Origin of the sequence: Acidithiobacillus sp. M4-SHS-6 (genome assembly GCF_047421495.1) — a bacterium.
In the GTDB taxonomy this organism is placed as follows: Bacteria; Pseudomonadota; Gammaproteobacteria; order Acidithiobacillales; family Acidithiobacillaceae; genus Acidithiobacillus.
In genome coordinates, this window is the sequence record NZ_CP175559.1 from 1,744,927 (window position 1) to 1,766,746 (window position 21,820).

Annotated in this window: 28 protein-coding genes; 23 read left to right on the forward strand and 5 right to left on the reverse strand. The window is 54.0% G+C overall.

Annotation, left to right across the window (positions count from 1 at the left end):
- Positions 1 to 6: 6 nt before the first annotated feature.
- From ACJU26_RS08905 to ACJU26_RS08930, 6 genes are all read left to right on the forward strand, one after another.
- Positions 7 to 369: a hypothetical protein gene (locus tag ACJU26_RS08905; RefSeq protein ID WP_414039336.1), complete on the forward strand. Its 363-nt coding sequence runs from the start codon at positions 7 to 9 to the stop codon at positions 367 to 369.
- Positions 366 to 1,010: a thioredoxin domain-containing protein gene (locus tag ACJU26_RS08910; RefSeq protein ID WP_414039337.1), complete on the forward strand. Its 645-nt coding sequence runs from the start codon at positions 366 to 368 to the stop codon at positions 1,008 to 1,010. The genes ACJU26_RS08905 and ACJU26_RS08910 overlap by 4 nt, the downstream gene beginning before the upstream one ends.
- A complete protein-coding gene (locus tag ACJU26_RS08915; protein ID WP_414039338.1) occupies positions 1,007 to 2,122 on the forward strand; it encodes an ATP-binding protein in 1,116 nt (371 codons plus the stop codon). Before ACJU26_RS08910 ends, ACJU26_RS08915 begins: the two co-directional genes overlap by 4 nt.
- Positions 2,119 to 2,559, forward strand: coding sequence for a VRR-NUC domain-containing protein (locus ACJU26_RS08920; RefSeq protein WP_414039339.1), 441 nt, complete (start codon positions 2,119 to 2,121; stop codon positions 2,557 to 2,559). Before ACJU26_RS08915 ends, ACJU26_RS08920 begins: the two co-directional genes overlap by 4 nt.
- A 78-nt stretch (positions 2,560 to 2,637) precedes the next feature.
- The gene (locus ACJU26_RS08925) at positions 2,638 to 2,910 is read left to right on the forward strand and encodes a hypothetical protein (protein ID WP_414039340.1); all 273 of its coding nucleotides are present in this window, start codon (positions 2,638 to 2,640) and stop codon (positions 2,908 to 2,910) included.
- A gap of 140 nt (positions 2,911 to 3,050) precedes the next feature.
- Positions 3,051 to 3,809 carry a hypothetical protein gene (locus ACJU26_RS08930; RefSeq protein WP_414039341.1) on the forward strand — a complete coding sequence of 253 codons (759 nt, stop codon included), beginning with the start codon at positions 3,051 to 3,053 and terminating at the stop codon, positions 3,807 to 3,809.
- A gap of 91 nt (positions 3,810 to 3,900) precedes the next feature.
- Here the strand turns inward: ACJU26_RS08930 and ACJU26_RS08935 are convergent, their stop codons facing one another.
- The gene (locus ACJU26_RS08935) at positions 3,901 to 5,175 is read right to left on the reverse strand and encodes an RNA-guided endonuclease InsQ/TnpB family protein (protein WP_414039342.1); all 1,275 of its coding nucleotides are present in this window, start codon (positions 5,173 to 5,175) and stop codon (positions 3,901 to 3,903) included.
- Between the two features lie 194 nt (positions 5,176 to 5,369).
- On the opposite strand from ACJU26_RS08935, the gene ACJU26_RS08940 reads away from it, so the two are divergent.
- Positions 5,370 to 5,591: a superinfection immunity protein gene (locus ACJU26_RS08940; RefSeq protein WP_414041960.1), complete on the forward strand. Its 222-nt coding sequence runs from the start codon at positions 5,370 to 5,372 to the stop codon at positions 5,589 to 5,591.
- Positions 5,592 to 5,595: 4 nt separating this feature from the next.
- Here the strand turns inward: ACJU26_RS08940 and ACJU26_RS08945 are convergent, their stop codons facing one another.
- Complete coding sequence (locus ACJU26_RS08945; RefSeq protein ID WP_414039343.1) at positions 5,596 to 6,654, reverse strand: YqaJ viral recombinase family protein; 1,059 nt, start codon at positions 6,652 to 6,654, stop codon at positions 5,596 to 5,598.
- A 109-nt stretch (positions 6,655 to 6,763) separates the two neighbouring features.
- Here ACJU26_RS08945 and ACJU26_RS08950 point away from each other — a divergent pair, with 109 nt between their 5' ends.
- From ACJU26_RS08950 to ACJU26_RS08970, 5 genes are all read left to right on the forward strand, one after another.
- Positions 6,764 to 7,102: a hypothetical protein gene (locus ACJU26_RS08950; protein WP_414039344.1), complete on the forward strand. Its 339-nt coding sequence runs from the start codon at positions 6,764 to 6,766 to the stop codon at positions 7,100 to 7,102.
- Positions 7,103 to 7,136: 34 nt separating this feature from the next.
- On the forward strand, positions 7,137 to 7,760 hold the full coding sequence (locus tag ACJU26_RS08955) for a hypothetical protein (protein WP_414039345.1): 624 nt from the start codon (positions 7,137 to 7,139) through the stop codon (positions 7,758 to 7,760).
- Positions 7,761 to 7,818: 58 nt separating this feature from the next.
- Positions 7,819 to 8,394, forward strand: a complete 576-nt coding sequence (locus tag ACJU26_RS08960; RefSeq protein ID WP_414039346.1) for a hypothetical protein — start codon at positions 7,819 to 7,821, stop codon at positions 8,392 to 8,394.
- Between the two features lie 196 nt (positions 8,395 to 8,590).
- On the forward strand, positions 8,591 to 9,622 hold the full coding sequence (locus ACJU26_RS08965) for a hypothetical protein (RefSeq protein WP_414039347.1): 1,032 nt from the start codon (positions 8,591 to 8,593) through the stop codon (positions 9,620 to 9,622).
- Between the two features lie 102 nt (positions 9,623 to 9,724).
- Positions 9,725 to 10,687 (forward strand): class II glutamine amidotransferase, encoded by a 963-nt coding sequence (locus ACJU26_RS08970; protein WP_414039348.1) that lies wholly within the window; start codon positions 9,725 to 9,727, stop codon positions 10,685 to 10,687.
- A 73-nt stretch (positions 10,688 to 10,760) separates the two neighbouring features.
- Here ACJU26_RS08970 and ACJU26_RS08975 read toward each other — a convergent pair whose 3' ends face one another.
- Positions 10,761 to 11,411, reverse strand: a complete 651-nt coding sequence (locus ACJU26_RS08975; protein WP_414039349.1) for a hypothetical protein — start codon at positions 11,409 to 11,411, stop codon at positions 10,761 to 10,763.
- A gap of 103 nt (positions 11,412 to 11,514) precedes the next feature.
- On the opposite strand from ACJU26_RS08975, the gene ACJU26_RS08980 reads away from it, so the two are divergent.
- The 7 genes from ACJU26_RS08980 (at position 11,515) to ACJU26_RS09010 (ending at position 17,826) form a co-directional block, all read left to right on the forward strand.
- The gene (locus ACJU26_RS08980) at positions 11,515 to 12,429 is read left to right on the forward strand and encodes an OmpA family protein (protein ID WP_414039350.1); all 915 of its coding nucleotides are present in this window, start codon (positions 11,515 to 11,517) and stop codon (positions 12,427 to 12,429) included.
- Positions 12,430 to 12,550: 121 nt separating this feature from the next.
- Complete coding sequence (locus ACJU26_RS08985; RefSeq protein ID WP_414039351.1) at positions 12,551 to 13,306, forward strand: hypothetical protein; 756 nt, start codon at positions 12,551 to 12,553, stop codon at positions 13,304 to 13,306.
- A gap of 260 nt (positions 13,307 to 13,566) precedes the next feature.
- A complete protein-coding gene (locus ACJU26_RS08990) occupies positions 13,567 to 14,646 on the forward strand; it encodes a TraU family protein (RefSeq protein ID WP_414039352.1) in 1,080 nt (359 codons plus the stop codon).
- 129 nt (positions 14,647 to 14,775) lie between these two features.
- On the forward strand, positions 14,776 to 15,138 hold the full coding sequence (locus ACJU26_RS08995) for a hypothetical protein (protein ID WP_414039353.1): 363 nt from the start codon (positions 14,776 to 14,778) through the stop codon (positions 15,136 to 15,138).
- Positions 15,139 to 15,250: 112 nt separating this feature from the next.
- On the forward strand, positions 15,251 to 15,685 hold the full coding sequence (locus tag ACJU26_RS09000) for a hypothetical protein (protein WP_414039354.1): 435 nt from the start codon (positions 15,251 to 15,253) through the stop codon (positions 15,683 to 15,685).
- Positions 15,678 to 17,459, forward strand: coding sequence for a hypothetical protein (locus ACJU26_RS09005; protein ID WP_414039355.1), 1,782 nt, complete (start codon positions 15,678 to 15,680; stop codon positions 17,457 to 17,459). The genes ACJU26_RS09000 and ACJU26_RS09005 overlap by 8 nt, the downstream gene beginning before the upstream one ends.
- A 52-nt stretch (positions 17,460 to 17,511) precedes the next feature.
- On the forward strand, positions 17,512 to 17,826 hold the full coding sequence (locus ACJU26_RS09010) for a hypothetical protein (protein ID WP_414039356.1): 315 nt from the start codon (positions 17,512 to 17,514) through the stop codon (positions 17,824 to 17,826).
- A 45-nt stretch (positions 17,827 to 17,871) separates the two neighbouring features.
- Here the strand turns inward: ACJU26_RS09010 and ACJU26_RS09015 are convergent, their stop codons facing one another.
- Both ACJU26_RS09015 and ACJU26_RS09020 read right to left on the reverse strand, forming a co-directional pair.
- Positions 17,872 to 18,723, reverse strand: a complete 852-nt coding sequence (locus ACJU26_RS09015) for a hypothetical protein (protein ID WP_414039357.1) — start codon at positions 18,721 to 18,723, stop codon at positions 17,872 to 17,874.
- 64 nt (positions 18,724 to 18,787) lie between these two features.
- Positions 18,788 to 19,288 carry an HAD domain-containing protein gene (locus ACJU26_RS09020; protein WP_414039358.1) on the reverse strand — a complete coding sequence of 167 codons (501 nt, stop codon included), beginning with the start codon at positions 19,286 to 19,288 and terminating at the stop codon, positions 18,788 to 18,790.
- Between the two features lie 111 nt (positions 19,289 to 19,399).
- Between ACJU26_RS09020 and ACJU26_RS09025 the strand changes: the two genes are divergently transcribed.
- The 4 genes from ACJU26_RS09025 (at position 19,400) to ACJU26_RS09040 (ending at position 21,810) form a co-directional block, all read left to right on the forward strand.
- A complete protein-coding gene (locus ACJU26_RS09025; protein WP_414039359.1) occupies positions 19,400 to 19,801 on the forward strand; it encodes a hypothetical protein in 402 nt (133 codons plus the stop codon).
- The gene (locus ACJU26_RS09030; protein WP_414039360.1) at positions 19,782 to 20,861 is read left to right on the forward strand and encodes a TrbC family F-type conjugative pilus assembly protein; all 1,080 of its coding nucleotides are present in this window, start codon (positions 19,782 to 19,784) and stop codon (positions 20,859 to 20,861) included. Before ACJU26_RS09025 ends, ACJU26_RS09030 begins: the two co-directional genes overlap by 20 nt.
- Before the next feature lie 158 nt (positions 20,862 to 21,019).
- Positions 21,020 to 21,355 carry a hypothetical protein gene (locus ACJU26_RS09035; RefSeq protein ID WP_414039361.1) on the forward strand — a complete coding sequence of 112 codons (336 nt, stop codon included), beginning with the start codon at positions 21,020 to 21,022 and terminating at the stop codon, positions 21,353 to 21,355.
- A 134-nt stretch (positions 21,356 to 21,489) separates the two neighbouring features.
- Positions 21,490 to 21,810, forward strand: coding sequence for a type IV conjugative transfer system protein TraL (locus ACJU26_RS09040; protein WP_414039362.1), 321 nt, complete (start codon positions 21,490 to 21,492; stop codon positions 21,808 to 21,810).
- Positions 21,811 to 21,820 lie beyond the last annotated feature (10 nt).

The window sequence follows — 21,820 nt, forward strand, 5'->3', positions numbered from 1 at the left end:
CGGGCTGTGAAGATTTTCGATTATGTATTCATCATCCTGGGCATCATCTTCATAGGTTATGTGATGCTGGGGCTGAAAACGGATGATGGCATGGGGGCCATCGACCATTTCTGTCAGCCTGTTCACTGGGCGGGTAATGTCGCGGTGTCCATAGCGGCGGAGGTGGACCCTCATGCGGAAGCCGTGACGCAATCTTCCCTGAACAGGCTGCATTACAGTTGCGAATACATTGGTTGGCGGTTGTTTTTCGAAAAGCGGTATGAGGCGTGGAAAAAGGCGCAAAGAGCAAAACAGGAGACGCAGGCTTACCGTTCGAGAACGTTGGCTCGATATCGGGGAGCGACAGTCAACCCGGGGGTGTCAAATTGAGTTGGTGGAGCAAAGGGTTACTTTTGGGCGGGATGTTTTTCCCGTTGTTGGCCGTGGCGGCTCCGGTAGATGTGGTGGAGCTGGTGAATTTTCAGTGTCCGCACTGTCGTCATTTCGACCGGTACGTATCCGGTTTGAGCAAGGATGTGGCGGCCACGGGTGGCGTGTACCGGATGGCTCCGGTGTTACCGGCGCTGACGAATGACCCGGCGGTTTCCGTGCGTTTCTGGTATGCCCTGGAGGACATTTCCGGGGAACGTGTGGCCGACAAGGCGGCGAAATATCTTTATCTGGGGTATCAGAAGGGGGCCACGTTGAACTCGGTATCCGGAGTGGAATCGTGGTTATCCGATTACATGACGGGTTTACCTTCCTTGAGGAAGCTCCGGAAGTGGACATATGGCCCGGAAGTGAAGCATCAATGGTTGCTGGCGGTGGCCTGGTACCAGAAATTCCCGTCGCACCGGATTCCGGAGTTTGTATTGTTGAATCCCGATGCATACCGGGTGGAAGCCCTGATACAGCGTGGGGTCCAATATCCGAATGCGGCCAGACTGTACGCCCGATTGTCCCGGCTCATTCATCGGTATGGACATCGAAAGCCCGCCTCTATCGAATTACCTTGGAGCGAATCTCATTGAATATTCGAGAACTTTACGACATAAGCGACAATCCGTCCGGGAAATCCACGCTCCGGGTGGATGAATTACTGGATTATCTGCGGAACAATGCCGTGCTGTACCTCACGGAGCGTCTGGACATCGTATGTCGGGAAAGCTGGAAATCCGGGGTCACGTCGGATTGGGTATCCTGGTTCGAGGCCAGGCCGGGTTATAGCCTGCTGCAACTGGACAACCGGACGACACTGGCCTGGTTTGCTCCGGGTGACGTGTTTCTGGAGATTACCTCGGACGGGGGGTCCACTGCCGGATATTTCGGGCACCGGGTCAGGGGATGGTCATCGTCCGTTTCGGTGGATGTCTCGGATTCCGGGTTCCAGAAAATCGTTACCGTGCAGGTCATGGGTTCCCGTGCGGCCATACAATCGTTCCGGTCGGACTGGAATGCCTGTTTTCAGCCGCATCCGCCTGCGGTGGAATGGTTGCATGACCTGGATGATGTGCCGCTGAAGATGCCATTGTCCGACGGGCCGGTTCCGGATGGCGTATTGTATCCGTTTCTGCCGAAACCCCCGGAAATTTTATATGACGAGTTCATGGATTCGGAGGCCAATATCCTGTTGCTGATGGGTCCGCCGGGTACTGGGAAGACCAGTTTCATTCGCGGATTGTTGCAGTATACCCGAAGCAGTTCCATGGTGAGTTTCGACCCGAGGATTCTGGAACGGGACCGATTCTTCGCGGATTTCATATCGGGTTCGAATCAGGTTCTGGTTCTGGAGGATGCGGACAGTTTCTTGCGTCCCCGGGAATCCGGCAATGATGTGATGCATCGGTTCCTGTCCATGGGCAACGGGTTGGTTTCCGTGAAACACAAGAAAATCATCTTCTCCACCAACTTGCAGGGGGTTCACCATATCGATACGGCTCTGACCCGTCCGGGACGCTGTTTTGCGGTTCTGCACTTTCGGGAGCTGCATCCGGATGAGCTGGCGTTGGCCGCTGAGCATCTGGGGATTCATCCGCTGATGGACAACAAATCGCACACTTTGGCCGAATTGACTTCCCCCAATCAACGGGCTGTTTTGGCACCCCATCAGTCCATGGGGTTCGGTGGTTATCCGATTAGATGACAACGACAGTCGGGAAGGATGCGATTCGACGTAAACCCGAGAAAGCATTCCGGGGTAGTTCGGCGTCGAGAAAATCATTCCGCAAGGTCCGCCAGCATGAAAGGGATGTCCAGCAGGACATTCGGGATACCTTTTCAAGAGGGGCCATACGTCTTTTTCGTAATTCCGTGGGTTTCGTCACCTTACGAAGCGGAATAAGGATTCGATATGGACTTCCGCCGGGGAGTCCCGACCTCGTGGGGTGGAAAACCGTGGATGTTACGCCAGATATGGTGGGGAAACGGGTAGCGATATTTGTTGGAATAGAGGTGAAACGACCGGGAGAAGTTCCCGATAAACATCAGGAGTCCTTCCTGGAAAACATGCGAAAACGGGGATGCATTGCAGGATATGCCGATACCGTGGAGGATGCCGGGCGTATCCTTGGACGGCCTTGAAGACGAAACATCCCTAATCGCCACTTTCCGGTAAGCGCCTTATTCGACGCTTTTGTCGTGTGGATAAGGAGTGTTCCGATGGTGAAACATGCAGAAAGAGCAGAAAAAGTACTGGATTTTCTGTTAACGGCGTCCAGGCCGTATGCGCCGTCACAAATATCCGGGAAACTGGGTCTGGATGTGCGACGGGTGCGTGAAGCGTTACATGCGCTGGAAGGGATTGGGGCGGTGATTTCGCGGCCTTATTATGGGGCTTGCGGATATGTCTCGCCCTATTGCGGAAAGGTACATGGCGCGGATGCTGCGAAGTTTCTGTGTCGCGTATTGCGCAAGTACCACAAGTACCATTAGAGACGCGAAAACCCGGGTTCTCCGGGTTTTTTAACGTCTGGACCCATCGATTGCTTTCCGGTTTGTGTTGTCTCCAGGTTAATTCGACATCTCCGGTAATGGGTATCGTGGCGATATTGCCTCGTGTTTAGGAGTAGAAGATGACGGTTCATGAATATGACTATAAGCCAGTGTTCAACCGTATCCTGGCGAAAGGGGATTCCGGAACGGTCGGGATTGAACTGGAAATGGTTTTTCCGGACGAAGATGGTCTGGAAGAGTTTTTACGGGAATTTGTGCGACTCCCGGGATACGAAAAAAAATACTACCTCAAGGGAGATGGTTCTCTCCCTGAAGAAGTGAGTGTGGAGGTGGTGTTCATGCCGCATCATTTAGCAAGATTGGAAACATCTGTAAAAGAAGTTGTAAATCTTGCCCAGTGGTGTGGGGTATATCCCACCCACGAGGATGCGGGGATGCACGTCCATGTGGCGCGCCCGTCGATGTCCCTGGGCGCCGAAGGGGCGTTCCTGATTTTCTGGAACCTCCTGGAGCAGGATGCTCTCGTGAAGCTGGCCGGACGCCGTGATGGGGAATACAATCAACAGCAGGCGTTGGCGCTGCGGCGTCCATTTGCGGCTCTCCTGGACGAACCCGGGCACTATTTCAGGGTGGATGCCCGTCGCAAGGAAACCTTGGAGGTACGCGTTTTCCAGGGAACCGTGAGCACGGAGGTCGTGATGGACCGCACGCGGTTCGTCCATGCCGTGTGGGCCTATTGCAAGGCTCACCCGTTCAAACCGGGTTATGCCGCCAGCAAAGACGGGACTCCCGCCATTTGGCGGAAGCTGTATTCACTGGACACGGTGGCGGCCTGGTGTGGGGCACAGGACAAGTACAGGCAACTGCGCCTGAAATAACATCTCACCAGCACCCTTCGGGGTGCTTTTTTAGGTTCATGTTGGAGCTATTCCCAATCATTATTTTCCGATGAACTACTCCCGCCAAACCTTAGACGGTTATGGCGAGAGTTTCGTGTTTCATCGCGGATAAACCACATCCGCTCCACACCTCGGGCGGTTCCCGCCCGGAGTCAGGGACACTGACCAATCTGTTTTCCAGCCATCGCAGGAGCACCCGTGCCGCGTTTTCATCACGACCACACGTTTCCCCACAGTGCGGGCACTGGTGCGTCCTGTCCGACAGCGTTTTCCGCGCCTCCGGCAGGGTCCCGCACGCGTGACACCGCTGCGACGGCTTCAACTCCCGCGTCGGCGCTTCCTCGTACCAGGAACCAGCCTCCGCCGCTTTATTCCTGATATGACCGAGAAGCGCCGCCGGCGCGGCAGCGTGAATCTCTCGATTCAATCCTTTCTTCCGGGTTCCACCCCGGCGCACCATATCCTTCACCGCCAACGCCTCCGTCGCCAAGGCCCCGAATCGCGCTATCAGCCACGCACTCGTCTGATGCAGGAAATCCTGGCGTTGGCGGGCGATTTTCCCGTGCAACCGCGCCAGGTGTCCCAGCGCCCGGCGCAAGCTCACGGATACCGGATAACCGCGTGTCCTTCCGCTCAGGCGCTGCGCCGTGCGTATCTTGCGGGACACGTCTCGCCCGAGTCGCTGCAACTCGGCAAGCTGGCGGCGCAGATGGCGCGGGTTCGCGACGGTTTCCGTGCCCTGCGGCGTGGCGAGGGTGAGGTAGTCGGTGAGTCCCCAGTCGAAGGCACCCATCTCCGTGCCGCGTTCCCGGTGGATATGTTCCACGGCGAGCGTCACGGAGGCGTACCATTTCCCGGCCTTGTGGAGAATCTCGCAGGTCTTGGGAATGCCGGGAGTACGCGGTTTACCCCGGATGGGGATATCGCCCACGGAATGCAGGGTGAGTTTCCCGTGTTGCTGATTATCTCCGTGGGCCAGTTTCCAACCGCTGGTGGTATATCCCCATCCGGGGTAACGGCGCGGAGACTTGAAGCGCGGGAAGCCGGGGGTTTCGCCGTTACGGACCCGTCGGAAGAAATGCTGGAAGGCGAGATGTACGCGCTTGAGGGTGACCTGTTCCGATTGGGAATGCATACCGGCCAAGGCGGGTACGGCCTTGCGCCATTGCGTGAGATGACGGCACTGCTGCGCAAAGGTGAGACCCTTGCCGGTATGCTGATAGGTACGGATACGTTCTTCCAGCGCCGTATTATAGAGACGCTGATGCAGTCCGAGCATCTCTTGCAAGCGTTCCGCTTGCCCGGCGCTGGGATATAATCGGTACGTAACCTTTCGATGGAACATGTCCTGTTTACCGGAAATTAAAAATTAGCGGGATACACCATCTCCACCTGAATCGTGTGCGGTTACAGGTGGAGCGTTCCGAATATGGAGATTTCGGTAATTCGCGGTAATATCCATGAATCAGGGGGTGCGTCGTATTGGGTTCGTTTCACTGGTTAACGTCCACGCCATCGGGGAGCGTGGTGTTCGTGGCCATGGGTTTCGTGGTCATTCTGTTCTTTTACACGGTGCCGACGTGGCTGGCGTATGCCTTGCGGGTCCCGCATGCCGGATGGATAGCTGCATTCAATATTATTCTGGGATGGACGATTATAGGATGGCTCGTTGCCCTTTCGTGGGCTTTGTGGGAAGCCGTCTGGGTGCCGGATATTCAGGCTACCGCCACGGACAGAAAAACCCCGGACCAGCCGGGGTAAGCGTTCAATAACTGGTCCACCCCGACGTGCTGGAAAACGTCATGCCGTCGGAGGAATCGCGTACGTTTACTGGTCTGTTGACCGTCGATAGGCGAATGGTGGCCGACGTGTTGGAAACCCGTTGAAAGGCCGATAATTCCGCATGAGGGGCCAGGGCTTCCAATGCCGCCCGGTAATCCGTACGCGTACTCGTTTCCGAGAACCGTACGGAGAGTCCATACCCTTCGATGCCGGGTTGCCCATGACAGTGCGTGTTGGCATACGTCAGGATTCGTTCCCTCAGTTCCGTCAATCGGCGTTTCAGGCTATCTTCTTCATTTTTGAGTTCTTCCCATTGCACTGCCAGCTCCAGGAGGGTCTCGTCCTGTTCTATCAGGAACAGTTCCTGGCGGGTATAGGGTGGCGGTGTTGCTGTGGCCAGATATCGATTATAAAACATCTCTCCCAGGTCCAACAGACCTTTCCCCAGGATTTGATGTCTGTCGGTATCCTCGATATCCCAGTTACGCACGGATAATTCTCCGTTTGCGTCATCCCCTATTTCCAGAATCAGGATATCCGTTACGGAATATCCGGCTTGCCGTAGGACTTCCGCCTGATAGGCCGTTTGCCAGATGACATATTCTGGACAGGATTCCCAGGGATTCATGGGGGCCTTTACCTCGATGAGGTGTCCGGTTTCCGGATGGTAACCATCGAGGCTTACCCTGCACGCGGGACGATTGTCCGGATAGACACAGGCTTGTTCCAGTGGAACACCCAGGGTCTCCGCGGCCAGTTCCCGGGCAATGGGCTCCAGACGATGTCCTCGTTCTGCCTGGAATGCGGGAATCTGCCGTTTTCGTATACCGAAATGTTCCCGATATAGCTGAATGGGCGTTGCGGCCCACGCGGGCGGCGTTTTTCTCGGCTTGATGACACGCAATCGCGTTTCCCCGAGAAAGTCCGAGAAAATATCGGCATAACAGGCCAGACTGTATATCTCGCTCCCACCGACACCCTGTTTTCGCCATTCCAGCCACTCTGCGCTGCCCTGTGGCAGTACTCTTTCTGGAATATACATGGTTCACCTCTCTGATAAACACACGGCGATATTGCCGCGTGTGGTTTACCGAAAAACTGAAATTGCGAATTTCAGTAAAGTGGTTGACATACAGACAAGGAGTAGCAACATGTATAATGCACAAGTGGACAATGAATTCCAGCAATTGCAGCAACAGATGGAAAGTACGGAATCCGCGTTACGAACATTGATAAGGAATGTTCGCAGAAGCGAGTCCGACGACGTAAAGGACATCGAGTATTCCTTGCGGGATATTGTGTCGCTGTTACAGGACGAACGTAATACGGTGGGACGTCTTTTAACGGAAATCCATCAGTCTCATCGGAGTAATTTCGGTCCCCGGGGATTTTCTGTGGGTGGTGGCGGATTTTTGGCTACCATGGAGCGTGCGGTGGAGTATGGTGCCGGATTTGGCGTGGGTGAGGACTTGGTACGCAAATTGTTTTGACGGGGTTTCATAACCGGCAAGAAAAGGAAAACCTTTGGATAAAGGTATTGTCAAAAAGTGTTGGGAACAGTTCTTGCAAGATGGTTTCGAGTGTGCGACGAGTGTCATACTCACCATTGCGCGTCATTTTGTGCCGATTTGCAGACGCCAGGGAAATACGGAAGCGCAGGTGCTGGACAGATTACTGTATGCTCTGGACTGGGATGATGAGGAGGAAGGGGCAAATCTGGTGCGATGTATCGACGAGAATGGACACTACGATTTGTACTCGGTATTGTCGTTCTGGCTGGGGTATCCCCGAGGGGGAACGGTGGTTAATTGCTTCATGACGGATTCCGATGAGGAATTTGTCCGCAAGTTTAATGGAAAACAACGGCAAATGCGAAGTGAGGCCCAAAGGAATGGTATTCCGCTCATTATTTCCAGCCATGACAATGTATTGAGTTTTCAGTCGAACGATGCACGGTTGCGGGTTTGTTTTTTTCGCATGACCGAAAATCATCAAAAAATGGAGGTCCCCTCGCCATACGGAAATGGTTTGATTACTGGACGCCCCCTGATGTTTCGTGAGTCGGGAAACTGGTTGTTGAATCGTCTGGAGTCCCATTGGGGGGATTGGCCGGGATACTTGAAGGCGGAATTATCGGGTTTTGTCTAATCTCCCAATTCCGGTAAGACGGTCATTCGGCTGTTTCGCCGTGTGTGAGGAGAATAGCATGTCTCAAAATAAAAGAACGCTGTCGGTACGGGTAATGTTGGTGGGTTTGGAAAACGGCTGGGCGGAGATTCTGGCCAGCCAGCCGGTAATGGGTCCCATCGAGGTGCATTACATGACCAATCTGGCCAATCTGTGCCAACGTCGGTGGTGGCTGTCCTATCTGATGGAATATACGGGCCTGGGTGTTCATGTGGCCTATCGCGAGTTGCTGCGCCATCGCGGGCAGGGGCCGGAAATCCTGGCGAATTTGACCCGGAAGCATGGCCGTATCGTTCCGCCCTTGTCGTTGTTCCAGTCTGGCGATACGGATTACATTGACTTGCGCCTACGTGTTTTTGTGCGGGTATCGTTACCGAAGTTGTCGGAGTCGATGAACAGCATTCTTTATCCGGAGCGTTTCGGTACGGACGAGGATTCTGTGGCTCTCGCGATACTCAAGGAATCATCGGAGAACACGGCGCGGTATCTTGCGGCTACGGAATATTTTCTGGAACGGGAAACCCAACATTTCGGATATTTGAGTCGCGGCATGCAGAAACGGTTTCGCACCCTATTGGCAACATTGTCGCACTAACCCACTCCGGGCGGTTTCAATTTTCTTTTTTCCGTAACCTTTCGATGGAACATGTCCTGTTTACCGGAAATTAAAAATTAGCGGGATACACCATCTCCACCTGAATCGTGTGCGGTTACAGGTGGAGCGTTCCGAATATGGAGATTTCGGTAACTCCCTTGCGGCAATGTCGCCGTGTGTTCGAGGGAGAGGTACGATGAAGGAGTTACTCAATTACTCCGTAAAGCCCAGCCTGAAGAAGTACTGGGTACGGAGAGGGGGATGGATTTCTCGGTTTGTGGCCGAGAAAACAGGGGCCCGGATACGGGAGGTGGTGGAATCGTCTCGGCGCTCGCTCTTTTACGGAGTGGAGCTGGAGTTTCCCGGTCCCTCACAGGAATCCATTCTCCAGGCTGTGGGAGAAGCGGATGAATCCCGTGACGAATTATGGTATTGCAAGCGGGATGGTTCGTTACCGTTAGCAGGGGTCGAGGTCGTCAGTCAGGCGGCCACCGAGAGGTATCATCTGCATACTTTCGGCTGGAACCGTCTTTGGGAAAATCTCCAGACGATTCCGCAGTTCAACAGCCAGGAAGACCGGTTGTGGGACAAGTGCGGGATGCACGTTCATGTGGGTCGCGCGGGATTGTCACTCTTGGCGCAATGGCGGATATTTGCGCTGGTTTTTCAGTTGCAGGAGATTTTCCCGCAATTGGTGGGCCGCGGACCTACAATGTATGCACGTTCGCTCACGGGGAGCTATCTGGAGGGATTGTCAACCACGATTGCCAGGAACAGATTGGCATCCAAACCCACCATCAACTCTACCGGGCTGTATAACCGGTACCGTGTGTTGAATCCAGCGCGTCGTGGAACGCTGGAGTTTCGCATGATGGCATCCCCGCGCAATTACGCGGAATTCATGGAGCGCTTCGAATTTGTCTGGGCCGTTACGGGATTCGCGGCGAATCCATCGATTGCGGATTGCATATCTGACGAGAGAGACCCTGAAGTTTTGATTTATCCCGAGGCGATGGCCTGTACCCGCGATAATTTCTTCGCGTGGGTAGCTGCCCAGAAATTGCGGTTTCCGTACTTCCACAAACTGCTGGTTCGTGAGGGATTCCTGACGGAACTGGCGATACGGGATGATGGACAGCTTTGGCTGCCCTTCGTGGACGAGTTGCTGCTCACGGACGACGAGATTCGTGCCGTACCGCGTCGAGTGACTCGTACCCGTCGCAGGTAGGATGGCAAACCCCGCTTCGGCGGGGTTTTTTTAGTGCCAATTTCCACTCTCCGGTAACTCCCCTGCGGCAATGTCGCCGTGTGTTTTATGGGAGAGAACATCATGTGTCTCATTATCGTGAGCGACAAACCATCCAAAATCACGAAAACGGTTGTGCAGTCTGCGGCACGACGCAATGCGGATGGGGTAGGTGTCATGTGGTACGATGAGGTCGGGAAATTGCAGACCCGAAAGTGGATGTCCACGCCACTCAAGAAGTGGTGGCCGGAATGGCGGAAAATTTGCCGACAAGCGGAAGCGGCCGGTTCCGAGCTGGCTGTCCACTGGCGGATGGCCACCCACGGTGCCATCAACCTGGAGATGTGCCACCCTTATCCCATCGAGGTGGGAAATGATACGGTGCAGATGATGCACAACGGCATTCTCTCTGGATATGGCGAAAAGGATTTTTCGCTGTCCGTGTCCGGGGGTGTTGCCCAGGCGGATGATGCCAGGTCCGACACCTACGAATATGCGCGGATGGTGGAGAGTATTCTGGTTGATGGCGGGGTAGGTTTGGTATCCAACTCGGCTTTTCTGGCCTTGTTGGGAACGGATATAGGTTCCGGCAACAAGCTGGTGTTCGGGATTCCCATCAACCCGGACAAGGATTTCCGGGTGGTCAATCGGGATTCCGGGTTGATGTATGAGGGACACTGGTTTTCCAATACCTATGCCTGGGATTATCCCAAACGAAAGACGTATCCCACGACGACGAATTACCCCTTGACGAAGCGGGCCAACGATTATCTGGATTCCCGTTATGGCAGTTACAGCGGGTATGGTTACGGTAAGTCTGCCACAAGGGACAACTATTCCAGTGGTATGTCGTTGGAGACGGTAGTCAACATTTTCCGGCAATCTCCGGATGAGGCGTTGGAGACGTTGAGTGAGGTGCCTTTTCCCAGTCTGCGGTTATCACGACTGCTGGAGTTGGCTGAGGCGGACAGGGTGGAGGCCAGGGTTCTGTTGTTGGACGATATCGAGTTTTTCGCGGAGGAGTATTATGACACCTGTATGATGTGATTTTGGCGAACCCCGCTTCGGCGGGGGTTTTTTTTGACCAAAGAAAGCCCCGCAATGCGGGGCTGTAATCGTTTTAGAACCTGTTGAGGGCCCTGTTCCTCCTTGCCAGGCGTTCTTCGGATTCCTTGGTGCCATACCGACCACGGGTCAGTGCAAAGGAATTCCACGCATACAGGTTGGAAAAGGCGTGACCGGAAATGAACGTCCACAATCCCGGATTCACCAGAATGAATGGACTCCTTTCGGGCTGTGCCAGCAGGATACGGGAACCGGACGCGGCCATTCCCAGCAACTGGATGAAGGGTTGCGAAGTTATGGCCCGGGTGCCCAGCTCCGCCTCGAAATTGCCGATGAATCGGCCCGCGATGACGGAATCGGAATCCAGTTCCGCTTCTTTCGGGCGAAAGCCCTCGATTGTTCCGTTGTGCATCATCATGAGACGACCGGCTTTTACCGGCTGCACGTTGTCCAGGGTGACCCCGCCGGTCGTCCGCTTGCGAAAATGCACCGCCAGTTGGGACTTGGCGGACTCCGCTTCACGAGCACATTTCCGGTAGAAATCCAGCCCCTCATCCGCATCGCTCGTCAGGCGTTTTTTGGCCTGAAGTATACCGTCGGTGTCATACCACAGGGCCCCCACTCCATCCGGATTGTTTTCCAGGACATTACGAATCACGACGTCCTGAATACGGCCCGGCTTGTTCGTACTGAGAATCAAACACATGGTTTTCCCCTTTTCAACACGCGGCGACATTGCCGCAGGGGAGTTACCGAAATCCAATTTTTGGTTTTCGGTAATCTCGATAAAAACAAGGAATGGAGAACCGATGCTTTTTACGCCACAGACCATGGAAATTCCGGCGCACATGTTGACAGGGGTTGCGGTTGCCGCATCCCGGGATTATGAGATTCCGGGTTTGCCTGTGACGCGGCTGCCGAAGGGGAAACTGGTATCCATCCCCATGCATCGTGTGAATGCTCGGACAATGCGGGTAACCCTGCCGGCAATGCGGGTTTCCAAACCGGTGGCCAGCATTCATTTCGGGTTCAACCGATGGAAGCTGACGGACCGGGACAAGATAAAGCTGTTTGACTTGCCCATAGCCCATTACCGGGTAACAGGCTATGCGTCACCCCCGGGCAGTAGAAGTTACAACCTGAAACTGTCGGAAAAGCGTGCCAAAGTGGCGGCGGATTTTCTGAAGTCCTGGGGGAGTCGCGTACAGTATCGTGGTGCGGGAGTTCCGGCGCACGTGCATTGCCCGGTAGGGGTGAGTCCACAACATTGTTTACCGGATTTGCGGGAGGACAAGGTTGTCATCACGAGAATCTCCCCGCGCAGTGTTTTATTGCGCATGGTTCCGACAAGGTCGATGGCCCCCGAATCCCCAGTTTCCCATTTACCGATAAAGGTGCCACCGGTGAAAACCGCTGCGACTCCCGCGTCCGGGAATGTTCCGGAGAATATTTATCGGACGGTATTGAACACTCGGGCATTGTGGAAAGTCATGTTGTTGCATCCCGGAGATTTGCGGGATGTGGCGGCCCAGATTCATCGGGTCACGGGATATGGAGTCCATGTGGATGGGCCTGCGATAGCGCTTCATGACATGGGAATGCCTTGGCATCGGACGGTTCCGGCGGCGCTGGTGATTCACAAGTTGTCCCGGCAGCCATTCATTGTCGTCCGGCTGGACAGGTCGGCCCGACGGTTGTCGTTCTCCGTCAACCTGACGAGATAGCCTCATGTGGAAGCCGTGTTTCTTGGGTTTATTGCTGGTTGGGTTTTCATCGGGCGCTCTGGCACATGATTTGGGGGTACGTTCCAAGACGTTTCCCATCGTGGAGGAGTCTTTTCTGAAGATGGTCATTCAGAAAGCCGCAAAAGCGGATTGGAAGTCCATCGATGAGAAGCTGAAGCGGAAAACGGAGTGGGATGTCAAGCATTTTCCACAACAGGTATTGCCGGATGCGAAAAAAACGCATACGGATTACTTCAGTCCCGGAGTGATTTTGCAGCGTAGTATTCGTGCTCCGGTGGATACGTACTCAGGGTATCATTGGGAGGTGCTCTATCCGAAGGGCACGCACGTCAACCCTTTGCGTCGCGGGCTGGAGCCGGTAACACGGATGCTGTTCTTCAATGAAGACAAGCCGCGGCAGGTGGCGTTCATGAAAGCGGTGTTGCGGGCTTATCCGTATTTCGTGATGCCTGTGGCCCTGGGCGGGAATATTCCGAAGCAGGCCCGTGCCATCGGGCGCCCCATGTATTATGCGTACCCCACGATTTTGCAAAGATTCCAGATTCACGCGGTTCCGGCCTTGCTGGGAGTGGGTAGTGGGAAGTATCGCTATGACATGGCGGTAACCTACTTTGGTCCCGATGCCTTGCGTCATGTTCGGGATGCCCCGGAAGAAGTGCATGCGGCGTGGTTTGGTTTGATGGGCAAGGGAGAAGTTCGAATATTGCCGCGGGCACCCAACAAGCTGTCCGGGAAGCCTTCCATATGGTCGGTCCACAAGCGAGGGCGGGTTCTGACGGGAGGCCGTGCGGATATTTATGCGCAGAAAGCCCTGGAGAAATACAACCGGGCACATGGGACGGATTACAGTCCTTAAAATCGGTCTTCCGATGAACTACTCCCGCCAAACCTTAGACGGTTATGGTGAGAGTTTCGTGTTTCATCGCGGATAAACCACATCCGCTCCACACCTCGGACGGTTCCCGCCCGGAGTCAGGGACACTGACCAATCTGTTTTCCGGAAATTAAAAATTAGCGGGATACACCATCTCCACCTGAATCGTGTGCGGTTACAGGTGGAGCATTCCGAATATGGAGATTTCGGTAACATCCATAAACAATAAAAGGTTATCCAGCATGTCATTGAACGGATTATTCACCCCGCTACGCAGGGCTGCCGAGATTTTCTGGCGGCATACGGCGTTTTTCATGTTTGCCGCCATGTTGTCGGTGATGCCGGTACAGGCTGAGGCGGCCGGTTTGGGGCCGATTTGTTCCGGTACCTTTTACGACCCGTTGCTCATGACCAACTGGATGGATTTGTTCCCCATCACCATTGCGGGCATTTCGTTGCCGCCTGGCGGCATGAATCCGCCGATGGTGTTCGAGCCGCCCATTTGTATCTGTCCGATGACGTTTCCGCCGTTCATTCCGCTGCCGGGTATTGGCATTACTTTCTGGGAACCCTTGTACATTGCCGAGGTGGTCCGAATTCCTGGTTGCATGCCCACTCTGGGTGGAATAGACGTGTTTGGTGCCCCATTCATCAGCGAGATGGGTGCGGATTCCGAGGATGCGAATCACAGCAGTACCACGAATTCCGAAGAAACCCTGCAAGTGCATTGGTATGTGTACCCGTTATTCGAGATACTGAATCTGGTTTCCAGTTTGCTCTGTCTGAACACATCCACAGGATACAATCTGGCATTTGTAACGGAACCGGACCCGGTTTGGCAGAACGATATCTGGGCGATATTCATGTCGCCGGAAGCCAGTCTGTTTTCCACCTTCCCGTTACAGATGGCCTGTATTCCGGACCAGCTTTCCTCTTCCTTCGGGTTTCCCATCGATGCCCTGTTCTGGTGTGCCGGTACCTGGGGGAGTCCGTATCCGTTCTCGGCGAACGCGAACCAGACCTCATCCGACCAGCAGGCGAATGCTCTGGTGTTGTCGCACTTTCTGTTCATGGAAGCCCGGGTGGGAGCCATGTGGGATACCATTGGCCCGTGGGCCGAGTGTTTTTCCATACCCAATCCCATTTGGATGAAATCTCAATTTCGGGTGGACCCCATTTATCCATTACCGACTTACGGTTTACCCATCAATATCGGAATGCCCCCCATCGAGTGGGGATATTTCCCGCCGGAGAATTTTCCATTGCATGAATCCGGAGCGTATCTCATCTGGAATGCACAACAATGTTGTTTACGCCCCTGATATCCGCGAATTTCGGTTTTTCGGTAATCGAGTCAGGAAATATTTCCTATTAGATAGCCTCTATTTGGGGAAGCGGGATTCAGCGCTATCCTGGCTCGGGAATGGTTCCCGGGTTTTCCGCAGCAATTCATGAAAATGGAAACCACTTATGATTTGTTGAACAGCCAACTGGTTGCGGAAACCGCATTGGATTATTTGCGGGTTCTGGATGATGCCATCGAGGATGGGGTCATTCAGGGGCGTTTTTCCCTGGACCTGGAATTGATAGTGGAGCCGGAAGCCTATTTGAAAAATGGCCGCTGGAAAAAGGACGATGAAACGGTATTTTGGACCAAAATGAATAATCCCGTGCGCAATCGAAGACATGCCCGGGACTTCATTCGTGCCAAGTTGAATTATCTGGCGTACAGTTATCCACGGCAGTTCAGGAGTATTGTCGTTTTCGCCAAGGACCGGTTAACGGGGGCTACATTTGCCGCGAAGAGTCGTTAACCGCGCTGCGGCACCACATAATTTTCTTCACTGCCGGAGGGTGGGTGATTATGGCAGCCGTATTGTAAGTCAATACCTGAAATCCTTACCGGAATCCGTTTCGGTATGTTCTGTGGAAAATGACAAAAGGTATCAGCCTCGGGGTATTGATTATTTCTGGATTCGTCATCAGGAAAATGTGACGCGTCTGGATTCCGTGGAAGTCAAGACGGACACCTGGGATACGGGCAATCTGTATCTGGAACTGGTGGCCAACGAAGAGCGTGAGAAACCGGGTTGGTTGTATACCAGCGAGGCGCAGTGGTTGTCGTATGTGGTACTGCCCCAGTCCCGAATGTATCTGGTACCATTTCCGGAATTGCGGGAGTGGTACCGACGCAGCGTGTATACCCAGAAATCCTTCTGGAAACGGACCTTTACCGGAAACCGGGAAGGTGGATATCACAGTTGGGGAGTCCCCTGCCCCATTACGGACATTTTGCGGGAAACCACTCATCGGGAGGTGGATATCGGTATCTGGCTGAACGAGGAGTTGCGTCTTGCGTGATGCATTGTTGAAATCGTTCATCCGGATTGTGTTGATATGGTTCACGTTGCTGTTTGTTTACTGGGGGGTGAGTGATGCCCGGATTGGTCATACCATCCAGTTGCTGTTGCACAAGGCGGTATTGGTAACCCCGCTGAACGCGATAGCGTGGTTATGGTATGTCGTTTATCACTGGACCCTGCCCTGGTTGCTGGTTTCCCTGGTGCTTTTTGTGGTGGCCTATCAGGCGACGCATCTCTGGCATTGGCGGAAGCGGGTTCAGACGGCACGTGGAGCGGACGCGGATGCGCCCTGGCGTGGTATGCGTGTCACCCTGGGGTATCTCCCCAAGCCGGTCTGGGAGATGCGGGAACCGGAGCAGGATTTTGACTGGGGAGCTTTCCGTGACCGGGCGGCGGAGTTGCCGCAGGCGCATCGGGAGGTGCTGGAGCAGACGTTGTCGGTGCTTTCGGCGTATCCGGCGGGCACGGTATATGTGGGTCCGGGGCACACCGATTCCCTTTTGGAGCATACGCTGCATGTATTGGAACCCTTGTGGATGGCCTCTTCCGGGAGAGACCCGTTGTTGCCGTTATTGGCGGCGGCCCACGACATGGGGAAAATACGCGCCTGGAAAAAGGTGGACTTGCCGGATGGTGGGTTCACGTGGAAACGGGTGGGATGGCATGACGACTGGAGTGCGCGTTTGTTTTCCGGGTTGCCGTCGTACTGGAAATTGCCGGATGAGGACAAGCTGCTGGCGCTTCTGGCGTTGCGGTATGGTCACAAGTTCAGTCAGGCGCCTTTGCTGCCCATTCAGCAGACACAGCGGTTGGTACGGTTGCACGAATTGTTGGAGGGGGCAGACCGGGAAGCCACGGCGGAGGAAAAGAAAGCGGTTATCGCGGCCAATGCGGAAAATATGCCGGAGTATTTGACGCGGGCGTTTCTGGATGCCATCACGGAGTCTCTCACCTTTTATGTGCCCGGGTTGCCGAAGGGGCGCAAGGCGTCGGTATGGCGTCGAAAGAGCCGGATTTACATTTCGGAACCGGCCTTGCGGGAAGCGGTGCTCCAGCATCTTCCGGAAGATGTTGCGGCGGCCATCGAGTCTTCCCGCAAACCTCGCGAGGTGTCTCCGGTAACACAGGCGTTGTTCGAGGCGTTGCGGGTACAGGGGTGGTTGGTGGAGGCGCTGCCGGAACCCGGTACGCGTCCGGAATCCGATGGACCGGTACCCTTGATGATAGCGCGTCCACCATTGTGGAACATCCGTAGTGGCAACATCAATCTGAACGGAGTGCTGATTGTCAACATTCCAGTGGAGGAACAATACCGGTTACACGGTGAATGTCCGGTTCCCATTCTGACGTTGTGTCCGTTATATGACAGTTCTGGAAGAGTCATCAATGCGAAGAACATTTTCGTCCCAACGGAATTCCTGCAAGCATCGGAAGCCGAGAATGGGCAACCCATGAAAGCCATGGAGGATGCCGAAGCGTTGCAACAGGACACTCCTTCGCAGAAAGAAACAGCAAACAACGCCGACCCGGAAACCATCGGAGAGCCGACACATTTGTCACCCAAGCCGGAACCCGAGAAGAAAGAGGAGCTGTCCGCGGCGGGAAAACACTTGGGGATGATGGGGCTGACCCCGGATTCGGGGACATCCCGATATCATAAGAAGAAACATCCAACACCTCCGCGAAGAAAAATGTCGGATAATGTCGGTACTCCTGCTGAAAGTACATCTGGAACGACCCAATTTTCGGATTCCAGTAACGGGTCCCGATAAGATTGGATTGGTGCCTTTATGGGCATGGGAGCTATAAAGTGAGTCAATTTCCATGGATTGTCTGGTGTACGCCTTTGCTGTATTTTCTGTTGCGATTTTGGTTGCGGGGGACAGAGGATATGGTGACCATTACAGAGTGGGGGCGGGCGGCTTTTGCCTGGAAAGGGACATCCACGATGCCGGAAAAGCGATACTTTTGGGATTTGTATACCGTACGGGAATTGCCGAAATGGTTGCTTTGGGTGTTACGTTTTTGTTGATACCTGTCACACTCAGCGGATTTCTCATTGCTTTTGGAAACTGGAAAATCGTATCCAATATGCGATATCCTGTGGCCATTTTTCTGTTTGACTTGGGAGACCATTAAAAGGATTGGCAATGACGATTTCAGCGTCAAATCGACGGATGCCGTTCAGTGGCGGGAAAGCTCCTTGTGTCTGTTGGAGAGTTCCTCATGTCTGCGGGCGTATTTTCTTTCGGTATCGACGATGCGGATGTCCCGCAGAAAAACGGATACCGGATAGGTCATGAGTCTTTCCCGTTTTTGATTCCAGCCATCGAATGCGGCCAGTACGCCATTCAGCACAACCGGCACGAAGAATAGGGCCAATGCGAAAATCAGGGTCTCCACAAATCGGGACTTGGTATGGGCCACGTACATGGATGATAGTACGAGCGCCCAATAGGCGTATAGGAATGATTTTCCCGCTTCCATCGCGATGTAGTCCGGATGGATGGGAAACGCCCAAAAGGTGGGTTTGTCGGACGCATTCGGATACTGGATTCGCAAATCATCGGCTACAGCGGTTGCTTGACTGAAATCCCCAAAGATTCTGTGAAACGCGCCGAGTCGGCGTTGCTCGACGGGTTTTCGCCATTTCCCGAAAACCAATATGCCGAAAGGCAGAGACAGGCCGACCAGCATGATTCCGGCAAGCCAGTCCACCAAAGGCTGGGAAATAAAGGATGTGAAATACAGCGTACAAAGACCATTGACTTCCAGAACGATGGCCGTCAAACATCCCCCTACTCCCAGGACAGCCAGTGTACGGTTCACCCATGGCCAGGGAATACCGGAATCATAGACTTGTGAAAGATATTGCAACACCCGATGTTCCGCGCTGTCGGGTAATTCATTGCTTTTCCGTCCCAGCCAGTACCGGGCGGCATCGGGAAAACCCACCATTTTCCGCTCTCTGAAATGTAACCATAACCACGTGTAGAATATCACCACCCCAACGATATACCCAGTTACGTGTTGCACTCCGGCATCCCCTATTTCGATAACGATTCCGTCTGATTACCGGAATGGGGAAATTGGGGAATATTTACCGGGTGCGGCGCAAATGGTGGCGTATTTTTTCCACGTCGGTATCCGTTATGCCGGTATGCGGGTCGGTGAGGATGACATGTTCCTGACAGAAATCCGGTTCGAACAGGTCCGGGATATCATCCACGGCCGTCCACTGCCGGACAGCCGGATTTTCGTGCAAATACCAGAGTATCTCGCGTTGTCGGCTGAAGGCAATACGCGGGTCTCCGGGAAAGTGTGTTTTGTCCAAATCAACGATAGTGGGGGTACTGCCTGCGAAATGCGATTGCAACGCTCCCAGCTTGTGTCTCAGCTCCGTATCGGAATAACCGAATCGCCAGTCCGAAGACACCACGATGCGCAAATCGGGATTATCCTCGAATAACGGCAACAGAAGGTCATTTTGCGAGAACATGCGTCCTATGCCGGAAATGGGATGCAACACCCCGTCGAAATCCAGAAACAGCACATCTACCGACTCGGGTGTGGGTTTTCGGGTGAACAGTCGTGTCAACATCTTTTATCCTTTTTCATGACGGAAAAGAGGATTACCGGAAACTGGATATTCGTGTCGAATCTGTATTTTCCGGTAATGAAAGTATGACACCAACACATAGAGGCGGTTTCCTTGGCATTGACTGATACACCTATTTTGAAATTTCATCCGGTACACTCACCGGCGGCGTTCATTCCGGACATGTACCCGCAATCCCTGACTTTTCGTGAGGTGCTGAATGGGGACACGCTGAAACAGGTACGGCGGCAGCAGATAGCGAAAAATACGGGGCACTTCGTATTGAAGAAACCGGTATATCCGACCTATACCGTCGCACAACTGAAACACGCGGCTTCCCTGCCGATACCCTTGCAGGTCACGGCCCGCACGTCGGCCCCGGCCTATCCGGTCGTCACGCATCCGATAAAGAATGTGGAATATGACGTGGGATTGTCCCTGGTGGTGCTGGTGGTGCTCTATGCGGTGTTGACCATCATTCATGACAGGAAACTCGATGAGAAAATCACCTATTGAGTTCCGGGGGTTGGCGTTTCTGTGTGCCCTGTTATTGTGCGGAAATGTGGCCCACGCGGGGACTCGGGGTATTCCGGCCACCACAGCAACGCAGATACTGAAGCTGGCCAGAGCGCCGAAACCCGACGCTTATCTGGGGAATATCGTTACGCCGAATCAGGTTCCTGAGAGGGTTTATCGAAAATACGACTTGATGACGCGTGCGGGGTTGAAAGCGGCCCGGGCTCCCGGGGCCATCTCGCCGCAGATGCGCACATTCATCACGCACACGCGCAGCACTGCCCAGAATGCATTGTACGCAGAAAAGGATGAGGCGCTCAAGCAGTTGGGGTTACCCACCAGTGGAACGGGAACATTGTATATTCTGGTGTCATCGTCCATGCCGAAGAAGATGTTGCGGGAATATGCCGCGCAAGCCATCTATACGGGAGCCATCATTGATTTTCGTGGCGTATTGAAGAACAAGCCGTATCCGTTGACCTGGTTTCTGAAGCACGAGATTTTACCGTTGTTGTCCTTGAACCGGAATGCCCGACCAACGGTAACGATTGACCCGCGGCCTTTTTATGTGTGGAACGTGCATGCCGTTCCCGCCATCATATATACCCACGTGCCGGGCATGCGCATGTGTGAGCATCAAGTTGTCAGATACACGCCGGCCATGAACAGCCACCGACAAAGGATACGGGTGCCTTACCATGTCTGTGCGCCCATGTCCCCCTCGAAATATTGGGAAATGCAAGGCGCCGTGACCCTGAAATACGCCTTGAAAAAATTCATTGCGGACGGGGCCACCGGAGCCAAGCCCTTGCTGAAGGCGCTGGATGACGGGAATTTCCCGAATGGCAAGAACATCCGTGGAATAAAGGCGTCCATTTACGCGAAAATGCAAACCCCGGGAGGGATGGATACCATTCTGGACACCTTGAAATCCGAAGGCTATTACGCCGAGGATAGCCAGGCGTTCAACCTGAAAAACCCCGGGGACTTTGCAAGACCGGATACCGCATCCGTCAACCGGGCGTTGGGGAATTATTCTTCGGAAATTTCCCGCAGATAATCGTCATCCACACGTTGTTGGGTGTTCCCGGCAATCCGGGATAAATCCGCCGATTTTCTTAATATTACGTATCCGGTATACGCAATTACCAGTCACATCTCGCATTGAAGAATCCTGACGCGGAGAGTGATTGTACGCAAAAAACAAGGAGAAAAACCATGCGTAATCTGAAGAAATTCCTGGTGCGAAGCGCTCCCGTGGCGGCCATGGCCGTTCCGGCGGTAGCTTCCGCGCAGACGTACAACAGCACCAACCTGGCGGTGACGAACAACAGCGTTGATGCGTTCAACAGCTTCGCCGGCACCCTGGTGGCGTGGGCGAACAGCGGTTTGGGTGTAGGTATCGCGGTTGCCGCGTTCCTGGTAGGTGCCGGTGTCGGTGTAGCCAAGAACTCTGCATTGCCGATGCTGGGTGGTGTGGCCATCGCGGCATTCCTGCACTGGGGTCCCACCATTCTGGAGAACCTGGCCGGAAATGGTGCTACGTTCATCTAATCGATGAACCATTACCGAAGCCCGGGTTTCCCGGGCTTTTTTAATTTCACTTTTTCGGTAATGCGTGTATAGAGGGCCGTAATGACGGATGATAAACGCCCTCGCCCGAAGAGGTATCCGTATCCATAAAAAACATGGGTCAAAAATCGAGCGGTAATTCAGACGACGCATTTTCCCGGCAAATACCGGTACATGCTGACAAGGTGGTGCCCATTCTGTTCTGGGAACCGGTGGAATTCGCCATCGCCGTCACCTTGTTGATGGTCGGCATGTTCACGCATCTGTTTCTTGTGGGGGCCGTAGGCTGTGTGGCGGTATTGTATGGTGCGGCAAAACTGCGCAAGGGGGCAAAGCGTGGGGCCGCGCAGCATTTCCTGTGGGCATCCGGGTTGCAGGTGGATAACGATTTGAGACGATGGTTTCCACCGGCGCACATGAATGAGTTGATTGAATGACGAGGATGTC

Coding starts and splice junctions, on each gene's coding strand:
- ACJU26_RS09040 (WP_414039362.1), top strand. CDS start 21,490: ATGGGTCAAAAATCGAGCGGTAATTCAGACGACGCATTTTCCCGGCAA.
- ACJU26_RS08965 (WP_414039347.1), top strand. CDS start 8,591: ATGAAGGAGTTACTCAATTACTCCGTAAAGCCCAGCCTGAAGAAGTAC.
- ACJU26_RS08980 (WP_414039350.1), top strand. CDS start 11,515: ATGCTTTTTACGCCACAGACCATGGAAATTCCGGCGCACATGTTGACA.
- ACJU26_RS08930 (WP_414039341.1), top strand. CDS start 3,051: ATGACGGTTCATGAATATGACTATAAGCCAGTGTTCAACCGTATCCTG.
- ACJU26_RS08950 (WP_414039344.1), top strand. CDS start 6,764: ATGTATAATGCACAAGTGGACAATGAATTCCAGCAATTGCAGCAACAG.
- ACJU26_RS09030 (WP_414039360.1), top strand. CDS start 19,782: ATGAGAAAATCACCTATTGAGTTCCGGGGGTTGGCGTTTCTGTGTGCC.
- ACJU26_RS09035 (WP_414039361.1), top strand. CDS start 21,020: ATGCGTAATCTGAAGAAATTCCTGGTGCGAAGCGCTCCCGTGGCGGCC.
- ACJU26_RS08995 (WP_414039353.1), top strand. CDS start 14,776: ATGAAAATGGAAACCACTTATGATTTGTTGAACAGCCAACTGGTTGCG.
- ACJU26_RS08940 (WP_414041960.1), top strand. CDS start 5,370: ATGGGTTTCGTGGTCATTCTGTTCTTTTACACGGTGCCGACGTGGCTG.
- ACJU26_RS08975 (WP_414039349.1), bottom strand. CDS start 11,411: ATGTGTTTGATTCTCAGTACGAACAAGCCGGGCCGTATTCAGGACGTC.
- ACJU26_RS08920 (WP_414039339.1), top strand. CDS start 2,119: ATGACAACGACAGTCGGGAAGGATGCGATTCGACGTAAACCCGAGAAA.
- ACJU26_RS08990 (WP_414039352.1), top strand. CDS start 13,567: ATGTCATTGAACGGATTATTCACCCCGCTACGCAGGGCTGCCGAGATT.
- ACJU26_RS08935 (WP_414039342.1), bottom strand. CDS start 5,175: ATGTTCCATCGAAAGGTTACGTACCGATTATATCCCAGCGCCGGGCAA.
- ACJU26_RS09010 (WP_414039356.1), top strand. CDS start 17,512: ATGGATTGTCTGGTGTACGCCTTTGCTGTATTTTCTGTTGCGATTTTG.
- ACJU26_RS08945 (WP_414039343.1), bottom strand. CDS start 6,654: ATGTATATTCCAGAAAGAGTACTGCCACAGGGCAGCGCAGAGTGGCTG.
- ACJU26_RS09020 (WP_414039358.1), bottom strand. CDS start 19,288: ATGTTGACACGACTGTTCACCCGAAAACCCACACCCGAGTCGGTAGAT.
- ACJU26_RS08970 (WP_414039348.1), top strand. CDS start 9,725: ATGTGTCTCATTATCGTGAGCGACAAACCATCCAAAATCACGAAAACG.
- ACJU26_RS08985 (WP_414039351.1), top strand. CDS start 12,551: ATGGTCATTCAGAAAGCCGCAAAAGCGGATTGGAAGTCCATCGATGAG.
- ACJU26_RS08925 (WP_414039340.1), top strand. CDS start 2,638: ATGGTGAAACATGCAGAAAGAGCAGAAAAAGTACTGGATTTTCTGTTA.
- ACJU26_RS08960 (WP_414039346.1), top strand. CDS start 7,819: ATGTCTCAAAATAAAAGAACGCTGTCGGTACGGGTAATGTTGGTGGGT.